The sequence below is a fragment of the Granulicella tundricola MP5ACTX9 genome (genome assembly GCF_000178975.2).
In the GTDB taxonomy this organism is placed as follows: domain Bacteria; phylum Acidobacteriota; class Terriglobia; order Terriglobales; family Acidobacteriaceae; genus Edaphobacter; species Edaphobacter tundricola.
In genome coordinates this window covers 77352-96314 of the sequence record NC_015064.1, presented here as the reverse complement: position 1 = coordinate 96314, position 18963 = coordinate 77352, and the positions used below count along the sequence as shown (strand labels likewise).

Here is an 18963-nt window from a genome sequence, read left to right as displayed (position 1 = left end):
CTAATACCCAACCGGCATTCAGATCCTGATATTGGGTTCTACATTATTTTGTTAGAGCCCTTAAGCATTTTCGCCATACGCTGCAAGGAAATCGCCAGGGCTGAGGATATGCTTAGAACGGCCCGTCTTCGATTTCTCCTCCGCCCGGCGCATCGCCTGGTCATAGCCATGGCGGGCCTGGTCTGCATCCACCTTGGTGTAATGCATCATCGAGGAAGGCGACTTCCATCCCCCAGCTGCCATAATGGTGGGGAAGGACGCACCCCCGGATGCCAACCTACTGGCCATCGTGTGGCGGAGTCGGTGTGTTGACCATTCGTCCAGACCACTGGGATTGACTTGCGTGCCGCCGTGAATCTTGCAGAAGGTACGGCACAGTTCCCTGTGCATCGTGTCTGCGCGAGGCGGATCTCCCAATGAGTTGTGGAATAGGAAGTCGTGGCCACACTTATCATCTCTCTCGGACCTCCATTCCAGAATGTACCGGGCCGTTTTATCCGAAAAGGGAGCCCACCGTTCGCAGTCGGTCTTGTTTGGCAAACGGACAAACAAGCGGTGGCCCACGAGGTCGACGTCCTCTTCCCTCAAACGACAGATCTCACCGAGGCGCAGTCCCGATTCTTCACCGATTGCAATGATCGCTCGAAGACGACTGTTCCCGCGCTCTTCTGCTAGAGCCCAGATTATAGTCATCTCTTCCGCGGTGTACGGGCGAGGAAGGTGTTGTGCACGTTTCTTGCCATGAAATTTAGCGATAACCGGAGAGCCCGATTTGCGATGGCCGTGGCGAAGTGCCCACTTGAAGAAGCCGTTCAGCACTGAAATGTGTTGAGGACTACTCTTATAGTCAACCTCTGTTGCCCAAGAGATGAATTCCGTTACCGTCTTTGGAGTCACGTTCTCCAGATCGGTAATTCCTCGTTCATTCAGGAAAAGAATGAACGGGCAGACTGCCGCACGAATCGTTCCTTGATTCTTGTAGTGTTGCCGACAGAAGCCGTCGAGGTATTCTTTGATCACGCTGAGGAAAGAACCACACATGTCCTCGAGGTAGATCTGGGTCCGATGCCTGCCCATGTGTTCCAGGGAGATGTAGTTTGGTCCATGAGCATTGACGGCTCCGCTGGGACGCTGAAAATCTTGACCGCATCCACAACTACACTGGACGGTCACCTCTGCAATACGTTTGGTCTGATAGTCGGTGCCGCTTCGGGCCAGGTGTGCATTGGCTTTTACTAGACCTTTCATCGTGCCCTCCTCTGGGCCGTTTGCTTGTAGGTTTCGATCAGGATGTCCAGTTCCTTTGAATCGAAGCGGACCTCTCCCTTCAGCCGAATCACGGTGATCTGTCGCGTATTGATGAGTGATTGAACCTGCTCGTGCGATAGAGCGAGATACTTGTTTACTTGGTCCCTAGTCATCAGCCGCTTAGCCCGGATTCGTTCCTTGCTGACTCCGCATTCCCCGCAGGGTGCGACGGGGTCATCCCTTTCGCTGTTCACATGGTCATGTGCTAGCTGGGCGAAGAGGAGATCGCTCATGCCTTCCTCCGCCCCATGTTGGTGGTCCGTTCCGCAAGCCAGTCTGCTAACCGACGAGGATCAAAGAGATAAGCGTTTCCCTTACGGACTGCGCTGATCCGCCCAGCCCTCACCCATTCGCACAAGGTTCCACGTGACATGTCGAGGAGATCCATGGTCTCCAAAGTACTCAAGAAGGTGTTGCGCTGCCGTAGCTGTTCTATCAAGTCCATCGTTTAGCTCTTCTCCAGGTGCTCGATACAAGAACACCTGTTGGCTAATACCCGAATGGATGGTCGGCCCGGAATTATGGCCGAATATTTGGATTTGTTTTTGTTGCGGAACGACGCTCGTCAGCTCCTCATGGCGAAGACGTCTGATGATCGACTTCGTGAACCTGAAAGGGGTTATCGCTAACCAAACAACGTCGATCACGCTGCCCCCAAATTGAGCATCGCGAAGCTCGCGTTAACCTGATTACGAGTTCGCTCAGACCGCAAATCAGCTGCAGCTAGATACTTAAGGGTGCACGATAGGGACGAATGCCCGCACCATTTTTGAATCGTTCGCACCGATACGCCAGCTTCGCTGTGGAGAGTAGCGAAGGTCTTTCGGAACTTGTGGAGTCCCCATTCGGTACATACCGGGTGGTTGGCACAGCTCTTTTCGCTCTTTGTCACACACTCACCGCAGTTAAGTCCTGCGCGATACGCGAGCTTTTGAAGTACCCGAAGAAAGTGACCATTAGCTTTACCGATTGAGCTTGGGAACACCAGCATGGATGAACTTTGCTTCTTTCGCTCGATCAGCTTTGCAATCAGCCACTCTGGCACCGGAACCGAGCGCTCCTCCTTGTCCTTGATATGGAACCCAAGCTCAGGCTTCGATCGAACGTCGACAACCTTATCCTTGAAGTTGATGTTCTTCCAGGTTGTGTACATGACTTCCTGTTCACGGAGACCGGTGCCGAGAAAAAATTCGAAAACGATACGTTCCTCCGGGTCGGCTGCGGCGAGCAATAGCGCTAATTGTTCGGGTTTGTAAGCCTGTGCATCTCTTTCTTCATATCGTGGGATGTCAGTTGCCCGCAGCAGTCCCACGACACCCTGGCTACGGAGAAAGGTCAGGATCCGCTTGACGTGGTTGTGAGCTGTTCTGTTGCTCAGGCCTTGGTCCTTGAGAGAGGACATGTGGTTGAGAAGCTCTTTGCGAGTGATGTCTTTCAGCATTTTGTTCGGCAGACCTCGCTGCAGGAGCTTGAGCGTGTGCTTACAGCCAGCAAGCGTCTTCGGCGCACGAAAGCGCCGGATCTCCTCGAGGTAGTCCGCCACGGCTTGATCCAACGATATTGAGGCTGATGTCGCGACTTCCAGCTGGGCTTGTACTTCCGTACTCGACGCTTTACCTGAAGGCGGTCTTCCGAGAGCCAATGCCTGCAGGTCATGCTCTTTGTTCCGTAGCGCAACGAGCGCACCATCCGGATCAGGTCCCACCGATTCCCATAGCCGCTTTCCGGCGCTCAGGTAGCGCAGGTAGTAGGAGCCGTTTGGGTATCCAACAGATTTTCCGTCCACGGTGGCGTAGCCCCTTCGTAGGGTGCGATTGGCATTCCACGCGGGATCTAGGTAGCTGGTGCTTCCGTCTGGGCGACGGATGCGAATGTAGAGACGAACTTTGGGTGCCTTCACAAGAACTCCTTAAGGGCTAGTACCCGAAAGGAGCGTTCGACCAGCATTATGAAATGGAAATTGGCAAATGTGTCACACGGAGTGTAACCAGCCAAATTCCACTGTTGATTCCACAAGACTTAGAAGTCTATGGCGGAGGGAGAGGGATTCGAACCCCCGTTACCTTGCGGTAAAACGGTTTTCAAGACCGTCTGTTTCAACCACTCACACATCCCTCCGCAAGCTGCGGATATACAAAGGTTAGCAGGAAACAGTGCACCGCTGCGATACTGGATTGAATCGAATTAACAGGAATTATGGCAACTGAAAACAACCAACGGTCCACCAGCTTCGATAAAACTCTCGCCAGCGCGACCACAACCATCGCCTTCCGTGAAATTATCTCGCTCGCCATCGACAGCTTCCGGGCCAGCAAATTCCGGTTTCTGCTCACCATGCTGGGCATGGTTATCGGTTCTGCTTCCATCATCCTTGTTGTAACCGTCGGACTTACGGGCAAGCAATACGCCTTGGATACCATCTCCGGCCTGGGTCCAAACAAGGTGGAGATGCAGTACGCCGGCGGCGAAGTCATGGGGCCAAACAACGTCAGCACCCCTGATTTCATGACCCGCGACGATATGCGCGCCGTCATCGAGCAGGTTCCCGGCATCGTGGCGAGCTCGCCTATGCTGGAATACCACAACAATATCAGCATCGGAAACGGCGTAACGAAAAACGCCATGCTGCTCGGCGTGAGTCCCCAATATAGACAGGTTCGCAATCTAAAACTCATCGCCGGACGCTTCTTCGACGATCAGGATGCAACGACACACGCCAACGTTGTCGTCATGGTCGCACCACTGGCCAAAGAGCTATACGGCAGCACCCAGGCAGGCGTGGGAAGCACGATCACCGTGACCGGAATCCCCTTCACCGTCATCGGCATCTTCACGGAGAGCATCGATACCTTTGGAACTTCTGAGATTAGCGACCGCACGCTCCTAACCCCATACGAGGTGGCTCGGTACTTCGAGGGAACCGAGACCCTGAAGGAGATCTTCTTCAGCATGAAGGACTCCAGCGAGGTTGAGCCGGCGGCGAAACGGATTACGGAGATCATCCAGAGCCGCCATCGTCCAACCAGTGTTTACAAGGCGCAGACGCTGACCGATATTCTGGCTACGATGTCCAAGATTGCAAATATCCTGACTGTCGTCCTGACGCTTGCTGCGGGCTTTACCCTCATCGTGTCAGGCGTAGGCATCATGAATTCGATGCTCGCGAATGTGCAGGCCAGAACTCGTGAGATTGGGATTCGCAAGGCCCTCGGTGCAACGAATCGGGAGATTCGGCTTCAATTCCTTACGGAAGCTGTCTTTCTCTCTCTTGCAGGCGGCATCGTGGGATGCGCTTGCGGGATTGCCGTGCCGCTCAGCGTCACCTTTCTTACGCCCTTCAAGCTCCCCTTTGACTGGCTATCAGTGTTGATTGCCCTGTCTACTTCGGTTCTGGTCGGCGTTATCTTTGGTACTCTTCCTTCCAACAGGGCTGCAGCGTTGGACCCGGTGGAAACGCTAAAATACGAGTAGTCACAGCACAAAATAGCTGATTCATCCTGCAATAGAAATGCGGCCCGTAGGCCGCATTTTTGTTGCAGGGTGTCCGGAGTTACCAAAGACCCCAAGCGCGGCTGATGTAGTCGCTCAGTGTCATCGTGATCATGACGAGAAAAGTGAAGAAACCCGCACCGACCGTCATTTTGATGAGGCGCGACTGATACTTCACGTGCATGAAGAACAGGATAACCACGACAGCCTTGAAGGATGCGATACCGAGTGCCACGATGGGGTTGAAGACCCCGAGTTCAACATAAGCAGCGCCCACCGTGATCGCGGTGAAAAGTAACAGTGTGGCGAAGACGTAAGAGTACTGTAGCGGTGAAACGATGTGATGTTCTACGTGTTCCGGATTGTTGACGTTCGATGCATCATTTGCTTGAGACACGGTCTGCTCCCTTGTTTTTATTCAATGTGGTGCTAGTGCAGGGGGTGACGGTTGATGAGATAGAGGAGCGGAAACAAGAAGAGCCAGACGATATCGACAAAGTGCCAGTAAAGCCCGAAGTTCTCAATGGGCGCTACGTAGCCCGTGCTGAATTCACCCTTGTTCGCTCTCGCAATGAGCCAGAAAAGAATGACGATACCGATGATCATGTGAACGGCGTGCATACCGGTCATGGCGAAGTACAGGAAGAAGTAGATCTGTGTCTTCTGTGCCATGTCAGGAGGAAGCGGATTCTCGGTCGGTTTGCCCGTATTCGCATCAATGGGAGGATTTACAAACTCCTTCACGTTGAAGCTGGCACCCGGTACGTGGTGATCCTTGAACTTGGCCGTATACTCGATCCCCTTGACGCCCAGGAAGGCGATGCCAAAGATCGTTGTGAGCCAAAGCATAAGGACCAGAATCTTCTGGTTGCGGACTTCAGCAGCCCAGACGCCCACGGCCATGCAGAAACCGGACGAGATGAGGATGACGGTGTTGAGCGCACCCCACCCGATGACAAGGGTGTTAGAGGCCGCAACGAATGCGTCGTAGTACCAGTTGCGGTAGAGGAGGTATGCGAAGAACATGCCGCCGAAGAACATGATTTCGGTCAGCAGAAAGAGCCACATTCCGAAGCTTACGGCTTCGCGCTGTTGCTCCTCCGTCTCAAAGTGGTGGCGATGCTGAGGGAGTGCGACGTGGTCGTGATGACCGTGATCCGTCTCAAGCCCGGCGTGTCCATGAACGTCTTCGACGGTGTTAGCCAACGGTCGTCACCTCATTTGCAGTCTTGTTTGCGAGCCATTCATAGTCGTAGGCTTCGTGTTCGACGATCGGAACCTCGATGAAGTTCTCCGTCAACGGGGGAGACTGGATCTGCCATTCGAGGCCAGTAGCCTGCCACGGATTGTTACCGGCAATGGCACCGTACTTCAGCGACCATGCGAGGTAGAGCATTGGGAGAAGATAGCCCACGCCGAGGACGGTTGCTCCAGCGGTGGAGAGGACGTTGAGAACCTGGAACTCGGGGGGGTAAGCGTGATAACGGCGCGGCATGCCCAGGTAGCCGAGGATGAACTGGGGCAGGAAGGTCAGGTTGAAACCGATGAAGGTGGTGACGGCCGCAAGTTTGGACATCGACTCCGGATACATACGGCCCGTCATCTTCGGCCACCAGAAGTGAATTCCTGCGAGGAACGCCATCAGCATCCCGCCCACCATGACAAAGTGGAAGTGGGCCACGATGAAGTACGTCTCTGTCAGGTGAATATCCATTCCCAGCGAACCGAGAAACACACCCGTCAGACCACCAATGGTGAATAGCCCAAGGAAGCCGAAGGCATAAAGCATCGGGGTCTCGAAGGTGATGGAGCCCTTTTGGAGTGTGAAGGCCCAGTTGAAGATCTTGATTGCGGATGGGACTGCAACGAGCATGGTCAGAAGCGAGAAGACCAGGGCCGAGTAGTTCGAGACGCCCATGATGAACATGTGGTGCGCCCATACGAAGAAGCCGAAGAGGGCGATCGCTACCGAAGAGAAGGCAACGGCCGTGTAACCGAAGACGCGCTTACGGCTAAAGGTGGAGATCACCTCTGAGATCACACCCATACCGGGAAGGATCATGATGTAAACGGCAGGATGCGAGTAGAACCAGAAGAGATGTTGAAAGAGGAGAGGGTCGCCACCCTTGGTGGGGTCAAAGACACCGATTCCGATGAGCCGTTCCAGCGCGACCAGAACGATTGCGATGGCAAGAACCGGAGTTCCGAGAACCATCAGAATTGACGCAGCATAGTTCGACCAGACGAAGAGCGGCATGCGGAACCAGGTCATACCCGGTGCGCGCATACGGTGAATCGTCACGATGAAGTTGAGACCCGTAAAGATGGAGCTGAAACCTGCAATGAAGATTGCGGTGGCTGCCGTCACTACATGGGTGTTGAGGTAGTGCGTCGAGAGGGGGGTCGTGAAGGTCCAACCGGTGTCAACGCCGCCGAGCACCAGGGCCGCGAGGGTGAAGGTGCCGCCGGCCATGTAGAGATACCAGCTGAGCAGGTTGATCTTCGGGAAAGCCAGATCTTTTGCGCCAAGCATAATCGGAATCAGGAAATTCCCGAGGGTCGCCGGAACGGAGGGGACCAGAAACAGGAAGATCATGATGATGCCGTGCATGGTGAAGAACTTGTTATACGTATCGGAGGCCACGAGGTCAGGCTGAGGCGTCAGAAGTTCAAGGCGAATCAGACCAGCGAAGGCTCCTCCTATAAAGAAGAAGAAGGTGATCGAGATGAGGTAAAGCATCGCGATGCGCTTATGATCGCCGGTCAGCAACCAGCTCATCAACCCGTGCTCATTGTTGAGGTAGTTGCGCTTTGGCAACGTAGCCGTGCGCTGGTCTGGGAGATTGACGATCGTGGAAGAGGCTGCGCTCATTGCTTCACCATCCCCGGCGTTGTGGGCGCCGCAAGGTCCGACTGTGACGTACCCAGCGTCTGCTGGTTACGATAGTTGCTGTTCTGATTCTTGATGTACTCCACCAGGTCGATCAAACCGTCTTCGCTGATCTGCCCCTGGTAGGTCGGCATAATCGGCGCGTATCCCGCTGTGACGTGCTGTGACGGGTTAAGAATTGCGTCGCGAAGATAAGCGTCGTTGACCAGGACTTGCGATCCATTGGTCAGGGTGAGCTTCGAACCATAGACACCGGCCAGGTTTGGTCCGCGGGCGGCGGCCGTTCCTGAATGGCAGGCATTGCAACCCATGCTTGCGAAGAGACGCTCTCCGTTTTGGGCAAGGCTCATGCCGCTCGTCGACTGTTCGGTCCACTTCTGGTAGTCGGCAGGCGTGAGTACGGTAACTTCACCGATCATTCCGGAGTGCTTCGTTCCACAGTACTGAGTGCAGAAGATGTGATAGGTGCCCGGATCTGTCGCCTGAAACCAGACGGTGGAATAACGTCCTGGAATCACCTCACGCTTGACGCGGAAGTCAGGGATGGAGAAGCTGTGGAAGACGTCCTGCGAGATCATCGTGAGCTGAACAGGTCGGCCTGTCGGGACATGGAGATTGTTGATCTCGTGCTGCCCGCCAGGATGCTCAGCCTTCCACATCCACTGTTTGCCGACGATGTAGATGTTCATCGCATTGGCGGGCGGATTGTAGATCCGGAAGTAGAGCAGGGCTCCCCAGACGAACGTAACGAGGAAGATTGCGAGGGGGATGATCGTCCATGTCGCTTCCAGCAGCGTCGATCCTTCAACCTGGGTAGCCACAGGGCTACGAGATGCGCGGTAACGGATCGAGAAGCCGAAGACGAGTACTCCGACCAGGATGAGGCCGAAGATCGTCATACCGATCAGAAAGAAGTAGAGCGCGTCCGCGTACGGCGCGATCGTGGAGGCTTCCCGCGGGAACAGGGCGGAGGCCGCGAGCCACTTCGTCAAAAATTGCCACAAAACTGGACTGATATGCATCGTTACCCTTTATCCGTTTTCTCGGTGTCCGACCCGGTTAGATCATGTTCCCTTCCGAGCTTCAAATCCCGGCGGAACATAAGAAACATAAACCCACCCAGCGACGCCATCGTCACCATCCCACCAAACTGCACCACACGCGCCACAATCAGGGAGTGTTTGTTTGTTTGCGGATCGTAGTGGTAGCAGTACGTCAAAATGTTTGCGACCGGTGAACCGATCTTATTACCCGAAGCTTCGATCAAACCCAGAAGAACATCCTTGGGTGAGTATTCCACTCCGAGATAGTACTGAGCGAGCTTGCCATCGGTGGTGACAACCTCAAGCGAGCTGGCATGGGCGAACTGAGTGAGTTTTCCGTCCGGGCCTGGTACCCGCACGTAGCCGAAGCCGGTCGCGCTTGTCACCGCATCGATCGCGGGGCGCTGGCCGGTCAGAAAGTGCCAGCCTGCCGCGGTCTCGGGCCGGCCATAACGCTTGAGGTAGAAAGCTTTCTTCTTTGCCGCGGCCTCTGGCGTGTCGCTCGGGTCGATGCTGATGATGATGACATCGAAGTCTTTCCCCGGTGTCAGCTTGACCATCTCCAGCGCCGAGGTCATGCCGTCCAACTCTTCAGAACAGAGCATGGGGCAGTTGAAGTAAACGAGAGAAAGCAGCGCGGGCCGATGTCCGAAGTAATCGGAGAGGTGGACCGTCTTTCCCGTTTCATCGACAAACTCCGCACCGGCCGGGAGGGCCTGGTTGAGGTGCTGCGTGACGGCGACTTTTTGCAGAACCTGGGGAAGTTGGTCCCCGGTATTCTGACCGGTTTCCTTATCCCCATATGAGGAGACCTGAGCGGACAGCCCGGCGCTGAAGCCAGCGAGGAGCGCGGCGGATAGGACTCCCATCCACCAGCTTTTCCGGGTTGTAAGGCTCTTCGGCATCTCTCGTCTCTTCCTCTATGTTATGCCCCTGAGGGGTATCAAAAGCGGTGCGTCTAACGGATGGGCTTCAACTCTGCGTGGCTGGACTCTTCCTCTTTGGCGAAGCTCATCTTCTGAGCCCGGGCTTCGATGGTGTCAAGTTCGTAGCCGGTCCGAGCGAAGCCGCTCGTCAAAGGAACCAGAACTACGGGCTTGTGATCGCCTGCCAACTCCTGCCCGGACTGAGCGGCTGCTGTCACTGGAAGACCCTTCTGAACGACGAGCAGCATGGCGCGATCGATGGGAATCCGGATGCCTTGCTCGCCGGCGGTTGTGCTGTAGTGATCCAGCAGGAGATCCTCGCGCGCGTGGAGATCCGCCGTGTCCTGATTGCCGTCATCGGTCTGAAGACGGGGACCAGGAAAGGCTGCTGTCATCTGCTGCAACTGCTGTTGCTGAATGGCAGCATTGCTCTTCAGATCTTCGCGCTTGCCGCCGTTCGCCAGCGCGCCTTCGAAGATCGTGTTCTGGTTGTGCCATTTATCGACCGGACCGTCCTGCTTCTCAAGGGCTGTATTGATGGTCTTACCCATGAGGAAGCAAAAGGCAAAGAAGATCAAGACGAAGCCAAAGAGACCCGCGAGGAAGACTGCAACCCCTCCGGCATTGACGTCGGTGGTCTCGTAACCGAGTTTGACGCTCTCCGGACCACTGTCTGGATGGTTGACGATATCGCCTTTCGGTGGGGCATGCTCACCCGCATTGATCTTGCCGTCGTTAATGGGCATGTTCAGGCTCCAGAATCTCCTCAAGGTGAGGATCGTTGACGTTGACCAGGGGACGGCTCATCAGCTGGGTGCAGTAGTAGGCCCACCACAGAGCGATGACACAGACCGGCACGGTGAGATAGGCCAGGATTCCGAAGTTCCCCGCGAGATGCAGGTTGCTTGCGGCGTCCTTGAAGTTGGGCTCGATAATCCAGAACATATCGATGCAACGGGCCAGCAGCATGAAGCTGACGATCGCGGTGAGGCGCTTCTTGCTCCGCTTGAGATCACGCGAGAGAAGGAGGCAGAACGGGATCAACCAGTGGCAGACGAAGTCGAGCGTGCAGATCCACCACCAGTCACCGCGGATGCGGCTCAAGTACCAGGGAATCTCGTCCGGCACGTTGCCGGACCAGATGATCAGGAATTCGGCGAAGGTCAGGTAGATGTTCAACATGACGAAGGCAAAGATGAACTTGCCGAGGTCGTGCTGCTCGGTGGTGCGCAGCAGCGTCTTCATGGGCTCTGTCTTGGAGAGCTTGACGACAGTCAAGATACCAAGTGCGAGTACTGCGTAGCCCTGGCCGACCAGGAACTTGAGCCCCCAGATTGAGGAGTACCAGGTAACGTCAAGCGACATGATCCAAAGCAAGGCAGCATCGGTCAGGCAGACAACGTAGATGAAGATTCCTGGACCGCAGAGGTTCTCAAAACGGACGCGCCAGCGGTCATAGCTTGCAATGCTTCCGGCGGCAGGATCTGCGTCACGCTCAAGCGACCACTTGTTCAGAATGTAGGTCAAGGTGCCGAGCACGGCGAAGACGACAATCGTCTGGATGATGGCGCTGGTCGGATTGAACATTGCGTGCTTGGAGATGTCAGTCCAGGCCTGCTCCTTGTCGATCCAGCCGTGGGCCAGAGCATTACGTTCGTCAGCGATGCTGGGATAGCGCGCCCACTGGTAGAGGTGCTTCATGAAGAAGCCGATTGGCAGGATAAAGAGAGCCACGAGTCCGATGGTGCGGGTCATCGCCTCGAGCGGACGGCGCAGGAGCAGACCCCATTTACCGCCGGTGACATACTGCAGCATAAGCAGGACAAGTCCACCGCCGGCAAAGGAGAAGCAGATCATGAAGCCAAGCAAATAGGCTCGCAGCATGTGCGACTTTCCGCCGGGGACAAACAGGAAGACCAGTGAGATGACTGCAGCGATGACCGCAATCATCAGCGCACGGGTCCGCCAGACGGTGAGAACCTCGGGCGAGTTCAGCTTTTCGGGCAATACCTTCGGCCCGTGGTGGCCGTGTCCGTGATCAGCCTCGTGTTGTACGTATCCAGATGACATGCTTTTCAGGCCTTCGTTGAAATCGAGTTAGTCGAACAAATCAGTTGCTTGAGCTTCAGACGGCTTCCTATTCAGGATGGCCGGGGGATGTAGGGGTCATGGGGTAGCCCGTGCTGGTCTGGCCGTGAGGTACACCACTTGCGACGGGGTTGGCCCCCGGACTGGTGGGTGCCTTGGAGGCGACGGCCTGAGCCGGGTGCTGTGCCGAACCGCCACCTGCACTACCCATCTGATCGAGACTCAGAACATATGGCTGGCCGTTCGGTGTCCCGGTGACGGCGGTTGCAGGCGTTGTCCATTCACTGACAAAAGTGGCAGGCAGGCCTTCCCGCTCTGCGATATCACTGAGGCGCTCGACATGCTGTCCGGCTGCAACGGAACCCTGATCGGCGTTCTGGCTCAGCTGGAGTGCCTTGATGTACGCGACGACTGCCCAGCGATCCTCGGGTGTGAGTTGCGCCGCATAGTCCGGCATCGCTCCGTACCCGTTCGAGATCACGTTGAAAAAGTGGCCCAGCGGCGCTGCCTGAAGGCGGGCGGTATGGAAGTTTCCAGCTTGCGAGTATCCACGCTCCACAATCATCCCTGCGCCGTTGCCGACACGCGAGTGGCAGGGAGTGCAGTAGATGTTGTAGCGTTCCTGGCCGCGGGCCATGACATCCATCGTGACCGGGAACGGCATCGCGTTGCCTTCCTGACCGTTCTGCATACCGGTATAGAAGTAGGTATCTTCGTGCAGCTGGCCACGGGCGACGGTATTGTCAACCTGGGGACGTGCCGACCGGCCATCCGCGAAGAATTCAGTGCCTCGTTGCGGAACAAACTTGGGCTGGTTGTGCATATCCTGCCGACAGCCGAGGGCGAAGAGCAGCCCAAAGGTGGCGAGCGCGGCGGAAGCACGATGTACGGGATTGATCAACGTCGGATTAATGGTCCACCTCCACCACGGAGACCGCGGGGAACTGCTCGAGGAAGAGCCTGGTATCGGTAAGCGAAAACTTTGGATCGAAGGCCTCGATGCAGAGAAAGAACTTGTCAGTCGTCGCGCCGTTGCGAAAGTTTGGCGCGTTGAAGACGGGATGATAGGTCTGCGGCAGACCGCAGGAGGCAATCATGCCGAAGGCGGCCGACAGACCTGCGAAGAGAATCGTCCACTCGTACGCTGGAATGATGAAGGCAGGCCAGCTCTCCAGCGGACGTCCTGCGATATTCAGCGGATAAGCAAGGGTGTTGATCCACGTCTGCATCAGAAACGCAGTAGTGAGGCCCATGACGCCACCGAGCAGGCAGAAGAGCGGTACGCGATTCTTGTGGAAGCGCAACGCCTCAGCAGCTTCTTCGACCGGATATGGGGTATAGCACTCCATCCGGCGATATCCTTCGCGGTACGCAATCTCGGTTGCATGCACGAGGTCGCTTGGCGTGTTGAATTCGGCCAGAAAGCCGTAGACTCCTTCACGTGGTGGCATTAGAGGGCCTCATTCATGACGACTTCGGCATCCTCGCCGGTGGGTCGCACTTTGGTCTGCGGCAGCATCATGCGAACCTCAGACATTGGAATCATGGGAAGGAAACGGACGAAGAGGAAGAACAGCATCGTGAACAAGCCCATCGTTCCGACGTAGATCATGTAGTCCCATTTGGTCGCACGATAGGTTCCCCAGCTTGAGGGGAGATAGTCACGATACAGGCTGGTGACAACGATGACGAAGCGCTCAAACCACATGCCGGTGTTGACGATAAGCGACAAAATGAAGAGATAAGTAACGTTGACGCGGAGTTTGCGCGACCAGAGTGTCGTGAGAGGGATCGCAATGTTGGTCAGGATGAGAATCCAGTAGCCCCAGCCCATCGGCCCGAACATACGGTTCCACATCATGAAGAACTCCCAGTGGCTGGCGGAGAACCAGCTCATGAAGACTTCCATGCCGTAACCGTAGGCTACGATTCCGCCGGTCCCGATCATCACCTTCGCCATGTTGTCGAGGTGGCGGAGGGTGACGAAGTCTTCCAAGTGGTAGAACTTACGGAGCGGAATGGCCAGGGTCAGCACCATCGCAAATCCGGAGTACACGGCGCCCGCTACGAAGTATGGCGGGAAGATCGTGGTGTGCCAGCCTGCGAGGGATGCGACCGCGAAGTCGAAGCTGATGACCGTGTGTACGGAGAGCACGAGAGGCGTCGATAGACCGGCCAGAAGGAGGGATGCCGTCTCATAACGAATCCAGTGACGGGTCGAACCGCGCCAACCGAGTGAAAGCAGACCGTAGCTCCACTTTGCCAGGGGCATCGTAGCGCGATCGCGCAGGGTACCGAAATCGGGAATCATTCCGACGTACCAGAACACAATCGAGATCGTGGCGTAGGTCGATACCGCGAAGACGTCCCAGGCCAGCGGCGAACGGAACTGCGGCCAGACGTTCATCGTGTTGGGATACGGGAACAACCAGTAGGCAAGCCAAGGCCGGCCGACGTGAATGAGCGGAAACGTTCCCGCGCAGACTACGGCGAAGATGGTCATCGCCTCTGCGAAGCGATTGATCGAGTTACGCCAGGTCTGCTTGAAGAGCAGGAGGATGGCCGAGATCAACGTGCCGGCGTGGCCGATACCGATCCACCAGACGAAGTTGATGATGGCAAAGCCCCAGGCGCCGGGGATGGTGACACCCCAGATGCCGACACCCTTGAGGAAGAGCCAGGTGATGCCGACAACCACGCCAAGGGCGACCAGCGCGCCGATCTGCAAGCCGAAGAACCAGCCCATCGGCGTGTTCGACGTGAGCACGATGCCCGCGATCTTCTGCGTGACCGACTTGAAGTTGTGACCAGGTGCGATGACCGCGTATTCGCCCGTTATCGGGTCGATCATCGGGTCAAGCACTGGATCGTGGATAGGTCCCTTAGTAGCCATCTATGCCAGCTCCGGGTTCGGGTTGATGACGCCTGCCATGTACGAGGTACGGGGCCGGAAGTTGAGATCCGCCAACACCTGATAGTCGCGCTCTTCCGCTTTACGCTTTGCGACCTTGCTTGTTGGATCGTTCTGGTTGCCGAAGATGATCGCATCGGTGGGGCAAGCCTGCTGGCAAGCCGTGACGATATCGCCGTCTTTGATGGCGCGATTGTCCTTGTCCGCTTCGATCTTGACCGCTTCGATGCGCTGGATGCAGTAGCTGCATTTCTCCATGACACCGCGCGAACGGACCGAGACGTCAGGGTTACGCATGAACTTCAAGCTCTCCGTATCGTAGTCCGAGTACAGGAGGAAGTTGAAGCGGCGAACCTTATACGGGCAGTTGTTCGAGCAGTAGCGGGTTCCAACGCAACGGTTATAGACCATCGTGTTGATGCCTTCGGGCGTATGCACCGTCGCGCCGACCGGGCAGACCTGCTCGCAACCTGCATTCTCGCAGTGCTGGCATGCCATGGGCTGAAAGTGAGCCTTAGGTGCATGGAGATCGCCTTCGAAGTAGGTATCGATGCGGAGCCACTGCATGTTGCGTCCGACCTTGACCTGCTCACGTCCGACGACGGGAATATTGTTCTCCGCGTAGCAGCTTACGATGCAGGCGTTGCAGCCGATGCAACTGTTGAGATCGATCGACATGCCCCAGGCATTCTGTACCCGGAGGGTGGACTGGTCGGGATGATCGTACTTCCAAGCATCCGGGAAGAAGGAGTTGTCATGCTCCGGCTTCTCGCCTTCAGGACCGTATCCAACCTTATTGACCTTGGTGCCGCTGACGTTGCCATCATGTGCAAAGTCAGGATTCGCCTTGGCTTCGGTGACGGTTGCATAGCGGATGATACCGCGCTCTTCCGCTTCGTGGCCCGGCAGGGAGTAGGTACCCTTCTTGTCGTCGAGTGACTGCTCCAAGTCATGCTGCGCGTAGGTGCCGCGGTGCTCGATGGAGTGAACCTTGGTGACGCAAAGATCGTAGGTTCCCTTGCCGCGCGTGATCTGCGCGCCAAAAGCTACGAGAGGGGCATCGCTTGTGCGGAGTGTGTAGGCGTCGAAGCCGACACCCGAACCAACACGGCCTGCCTCACTGCGGCCATGTCCGAGATAAACCGTGACAACATCGTCCGGGTGGCCAGGAACCATCAGGATCGGTGCGACAACCTTGCGTCCGTTCAGCTCGATCTCGACCGCATCGTTCTCAGCAATACCGAGCTTCTGCTGGGTATTCAGGCTGACCAGAGCAGCGTTGTCCCAGCTGAGGCTGGTGACCTGCTTCGGCAACTCCTGCAACCAGCCGACGTTTGCGTAACGACCGTCGTAGATGGAAGGATCGTGCTTGAACGCGATCTCGAGACCAGCGGTAGCCGTGGCTGGCGCTGAAGGTGTAGCAGTCCCGGCACTGGGCGTCTTGGAAGTCGCCGCAAATGCCGTTCCTTCAACCCAGCCGTCATGCAGCGTCTTGCGCCAAGCTGTGGGGAAATCTCCCTTGATGTATGTCTTCGCGTTCGCGACGACCGCATCGTAAGCGGAGTTCTGCGGATTCTCGAGGAGACCCTGGATGATATCGTGGGAGCTTTTGCCGTCGTAGAGCGGAGCGATCATGGGCTGAATCACCGTGATTGTTCCGTCGTACGTCCGCGCATCCGTCCAGCTCTCGAGGTAGTGGGTTTTATTGATATGCCAAGTGGTGATGCTGGCAGTCTCATCCACATGGGTGCTGAGGCTGGCGGTGGTTGTGACCTTGCCTAGCGCGTCTGCGAAGTTCAGATCTTTTGGTGCCGTGTAGAGCGGGTTGACGCCAAGCAGGACCAGGAACTGAACCTTACCGGCGTTCATATCGGCAACGAGGGACTTGAGGTCTGCGAGTTGCTCGGTCGGCAGGGGGTTGACAGTCTCGGTATAGATGACGGTCTTGCCTACGGCTCCGAGGCTTGCATTCAGCTTGTAAGCGGCCGCATGAACAGCAGCCGAAGCGCCTTCACCAGGAATGACGACGCCCTTGCCGCCGGAGGCCTTCAGGTCCGCGAGCAGCTTGGTCAGGAATACGGATGCATCCGGGTTCGAGAAGCTGCCGCTGCCGCCGCTGGCCAGGGCTTCTGCGAAGACTGCAATCTCGCTGGGCTTGAGGGCCAGTCTGTGCTCGGCCTTGAAGCCTGTGACCGTCGGCATGCTCTCGACGACGTACAGGCGGTTCATGGTCTTGTCTTTTTCAAAGCGATGACGTTCCGCATACGCGGAGGCTAGCGGCAGGAAACCAGGGTGAGCGATGCCACCGAGGAAGTCAGCATCCAGCGAAAGGATAACGTCCGCGTCCTCAAGTTTGTACTGAGCGTCGGTATAGCTTCCGAACGCCGCCTTGGAGGCTGCACGGGAGGAGTCCTGGTTGATCGGCTCCCACTGGATGAGCTTCGTTCCGGGGTATGCGGCCTGAACGGACTTCCATTGTGTGGCCAGGGTCGGAGAGGTGATCGTCTCGCTCAGGAAGTAGACTCCCTGTCCCTGGGATGCCTTGACGGCTTTCAGCAAAGAATCCTGGAACTTGCCGAACTCGCCGTCCTGCCCACGGAAGCGGACAGTATGGGAGCGGTCCGGATCGTAGAGGTCGAGGAGGGTGGCCTGAGTGTACGCATCAGACTTGCCCTTGGACATCGGGTGATCCGGGTTGCCTTCGATCTTAATGGGGCGGAAGGCGTCCGACTTGACCAGAACGGGAATTGCGCCGGTCGGGAACGGATGTGCAGTCGCAAAGTACATCGGGCGGCCGAGGACGAGGTCCTCCGGCTGCTTCACATAGGGATAGATCGGCTCATCGGGCTGCTTGGTGCATCCGGAAAGGCCCGCAAGCGCGAACGACGCGCCCATGACCTTCAGGAAGCCGCGACGGCTGACCGCATCGGTCCATTCACCAGCCTGGCGGGGAAACTCCTCGCCCAGCATGTCGTTGAACTCCTGCGTTGCGGAGAGCTCTTCCAGATTCTTCCAGAAGCGCTTACCCGTCTGTCCGGCAAGCTTCGCCTGGACGGCGGCGAGGGTCATCTTCGCAGCCGGGGCGGGCGTGATGGAGGTTACGACCTGAACTGCCTCGGTCGCAACACTCGATCCCTGATGGGCTTCCATTGACTCTGTGTTCGCCATGATCTCCAGCGGTTCCATTCCGTTGCTCATCGGTGGCATACCTCGCAGCTCGAAAGCTCGTTTCCGCCACGTATGTGGTACATCCCGTTCAGGTAATGACCCAGGTCGTTCTGTGTCGTGAACTTCTTGTAGTTCAGGGCACCGGCCGGGAGAAGGTCGGCGGGCGGGGCGTCAGATGCTGTCACCCCAGGACTGCTCGCATGAGGATCTTGCTCAGTACCCGAACCGGCTGCTGCTTTACCCATGCTTCTGGGTCGAACTGAAAGCTCCTGCAACGATGCGATCTCAGGTCCGTTGCCGCTTGGGTCCTTGGTGGTACAGGAGACGCCCTGAGCCGTGGGAACATCGGTGCGAACCGTGTTCTTGGTCTCCGCGCACCAGACCGGCTTGTCGCTGGTCGGTCCGCCCCAGGCCATGTTGTAGATCTCGCTGGTGGGCCGGAGATTGACGCTTGGGTTGCGGTGGCAGTTCAGGCACCACTCCATCTGGAGCGAGTTCTCCTGGTACATGAGGGGCATCTCATCGACCCGGCCATGACAGCTTGCGCAGCCGATGCCCTTGTTCACATGGATCTCGTGATTGAAGTACACGTAGTCCGGCAGATCGTGAACGCGAATCCAGTTGATGGATTCACCCGTTGCCCAGCTGTGACGAACCGGCTCAAGGAGCTCCGCATTGGTCCAGATCTGCGCATGGCAGTTGATGCAGGTCTTGGTGGGCGGAATTCCCGCGTAGCTCGATTTCTCAACCGACGTGTGGCAGTACTGACACTGCAGGCCAAGGCCTTCCACGTGGTGCTTGTGGCTGAACGGAACCGGCTGATCGGGCCGCTGACCCTGCCGCGTTACCCACGGGGAACGCTGCAGCGAATTCAGGCCAACGCCGAGCGCGATGACGATGAGGCCGGTGAGCACAAGGCTCGCCCGGGCCAGCGCGTTCGAACTGCGGTCAAAAACTTGCGCCATGAGTGCTTCCTGCTTCCTCTGCGTCTAAGCCTTGTACGCCTTCTATCGGTGTACCGGCTGCTCTAAAGTTTGCTCGTGCCTGCTGTGATGCATGGTGCTAAAGCATCGATGCGTGCATTTTGGGGTGAGCTTCGGCCTAAGCCTCACTCGTGGAAATCCCGTCCCGAGGATTCAA

General features: G+C 56.8%; 17 protein-coding genes and 1 tRNA gene. 1 reads left to right on the top strand and 17 read right to left on the bottom strand.

Translation table 11 applies throughout. From position 1 onward, the window contains the following. Positions 1–60: 60 nt before the first annotated feature. From ACIX9_RS00410 to ACIX9_RS00390, 5 genes are all read right to left on the bottom strand, one after another. The gene (locus ACIX9_RS00410; RefSeq protein ID WP_013578502.1) at positions 61–1248 is read right to left on the bottom strand and encodes a tyrosine-type recombinase/integrase; all 1188 of its coding nucleotides are present in this window, start codon (positions 1246–1248) and stop codon (positions 61–63) included. Beyond that, positions 1245–1541, bottom strand: a complete 297-nt coding sequence (locus ACIX9_RS00405; protein ID WP_013578501.1) for a hypothetical protein — start codon at positions 1539–1541, stop codon at positions 1245–1247. The genes ACIX9_RS00410 and ACIX9_RS00405 overlap by 4 nt, the downstream gene beginning before the upstream one ends. Next, a complete protein-coding gene (locus ACIX9_RS27585; protein WP_013578500.1) occupies positions 1538–1753 on the bottom strand; it encodes a helix-turn-helix domain-containing protein in 216 nt (71 codons plus the stop codon). The genes ACIX9_RS00405 and ACIX9_RS27585 overlap by 4 nt, the downstream gene beginning before the upstream one ends. A 198-nt stretch (positions 1754–1951) precedes the next feature. Further along, on the bottom strand, positions 1952–3208 hold the full coding sequence (locus ACIX9_RS00395) for a tyrosine-type recombinase/integrase (protein WP_013578499.1): 1257 nt from the start codon (positions 3206–3208) through the stop codon (positions 1952–1954). 130 nt (positions 3209–3338) lie between these two features. Continuing rightward, a tRNA-Ser gene (locus tag ACIX9_RS00390) sits at positions 3339–3426 on the bottom strand. A 78-nt stretch (positions 3427–3504) separates the two neighbouring features. On the opposite strand from ACIX9_RS00390, the gene ACIX9_RS00385 reads away from it, so the two are divergent. Then, positions 3505–4779 (top strand): ABC transporter permease, encoded by a 1275-nt coding sequence (locus ACIX9_RS00385; protein ID WP_013578498.1) that lies wholly within the window; start codon positions 3505–3507, stop codon positions 4777–4779. Between the two features lie 79 nt (positions 4780–4858). Here ACIX9_RS00385 and ACIX9_RS00380 read toward each other — a convergent pair whose 3' ends face one another. The 12 genes from ACIX9_RS00380 to ACIX9_RS00325 all read right to left on the bottom strand — a co-directional run bounded on the left by ACIX9_RS00380 (position 4859) and on the right by ACIX9_RS00325 (position 18788). Beyond that, entirely contained in the window at positions 4859–5194 is a 336-nt protein-coding gene (locus tag ACIX9_RS00380; RefSeq protein ID WP_013578497.1) for a cytochrome C oxidase subunit IV family protein, read from the bottom strand. Between the two features lie 32 nt (positions 5195–5226). Next, positions 5227–6003, bottom strand: coding sequence for a cytochrome c oxidase subunit 3 family protein (locus ACIX9_RS00375; protein WP_013578496.1), 777 nt, complete (start codon positions 6001–6003; stop codon positions 5227–5229). After that, positions 5996–7669 carry a cytochrome c oxidase subunit I gene (gene ctaD / locus ACIX9_RS00370; protein ID WP_013578495.1) on the bottom strand — a complete coding sequence of 558 codons (1674 nt, stop codon included), beginning with the start codon at positions 7667–7669 and terminating at the stop codon, positions 5996–5998. Before ctaD ends, ACIX9_RS00375 begins: the two co-directional genes overlap by 8 nt. Then, positions 7666–8709, bottom strand: a complete 1044-nt coding sequence (coxB, locus tag ACIX9_RS00365; RefSeq protein WP_013578494.1) for a cytochrome c oxidase subunit II — start codon at positions 8707–8709, stop codon at positions 7666–7668. The genes ctaD and coxB overlap by 4 nt, the downstream gene beginning before the upstream one ends. A gap of 2 nt (positions 8710–8711) precedes the next feature. Continuing rightward, positions 8712–9635, bottom strand: coding sequence for an SCO family protein (locus ACIX9_RS00360; protein WP_013578493.1), 924 nt, complete (start codon positions 9633–9635; stop codon positions 8712–8714). Between the two features lie 53 nt (positions 9636–9688). After that, positions 9689–10402 carry a hypothetical protein gene (locus ACIX9_RS00355; RefSeq protein WP_013578492.1) on the bottom strand — a complete coding sequence of 238 codons (714 nt, stop codon included), beginning with the start codon at positions 10400–10402 and terminating at the stop codon, positions 9689–9691. Next, positions 10392–11726 carry a hypothetical protein gene (locus ACIX9_RS00350; RefSeq protein ID WP_013578491.1) on the bottom strand — a complete coding sequence of 445 codons (1335 nt, stop codon included), beginning with the start codon at positions 11724–11726 and terminating at the stop codon, positions 10392–10394. The genes ACIX9_RS00355 and ACIX9_RS00350 overlap by 11 nt, the downstream gene beginning before the upstream one ends. Before the next feature lie 67 nt (positions 11727–11793). Then, positions 11794–12645, bottom strand: coding sequence for a c-type cytochrome (locus ACIX9_RS00345; RefSeq protein ID WP_013578490.1), 852 nt, complete (start codon positions 12643–12645; stop codon positions 11794–11796). A 7-nt stretch (positions 12646–12652) separates the two neighbouring features. Next, the gene (locus ACIX9_RS00340) at positions 12653–13195 is read right to left on the bottom strand and encodes a DUF3341 domain-containing protein (protein WP_013578489.1); all 543 of its coding nucleotides are present in this window, start codon (positions 13193–13195) and stop codon (positions 12653–12655) included. Further along, positions 13195–14637, bottom strand: coding sequence for an NrfD/PsrC family molybdoenzyme membrane anchor subunit (gene nrfD / locus ACIX9_RS00335; protein ID WP_013578488.1), 1443 nt, complete (start codon positions 14635–14637; stop codon positions 13195–13197). The genes ACIX9_RS00340 and nrfD overlap by 1 nt, the downstream gene beginning before the upstream one ends. Then, complete coding sequence (locus ACIX9_RS00330; protein WP_232298757.1) at positions 14638–17823, bottom strand: TAT-variant-translocated molybdopterin oxidoreductase; 3186 nt, start codon at positions 17821–17823, stop codon at positions 14638–14640. It lies immediately after the preceding gene. 26 nt (positions 17824–17849) lie between these two features. Next, positions 17850–18788, bottom strand: coding sequence for a cytochrome c3 family protein (locus tag ACIX9_RS00325; RefSeq protein ID WP_013578486.1), 939 nt, complete (start codon positions 18786–18788; stop codon positions 17850–17852). Positions 18789–18963: the final 175 nt, after the last annotated feature.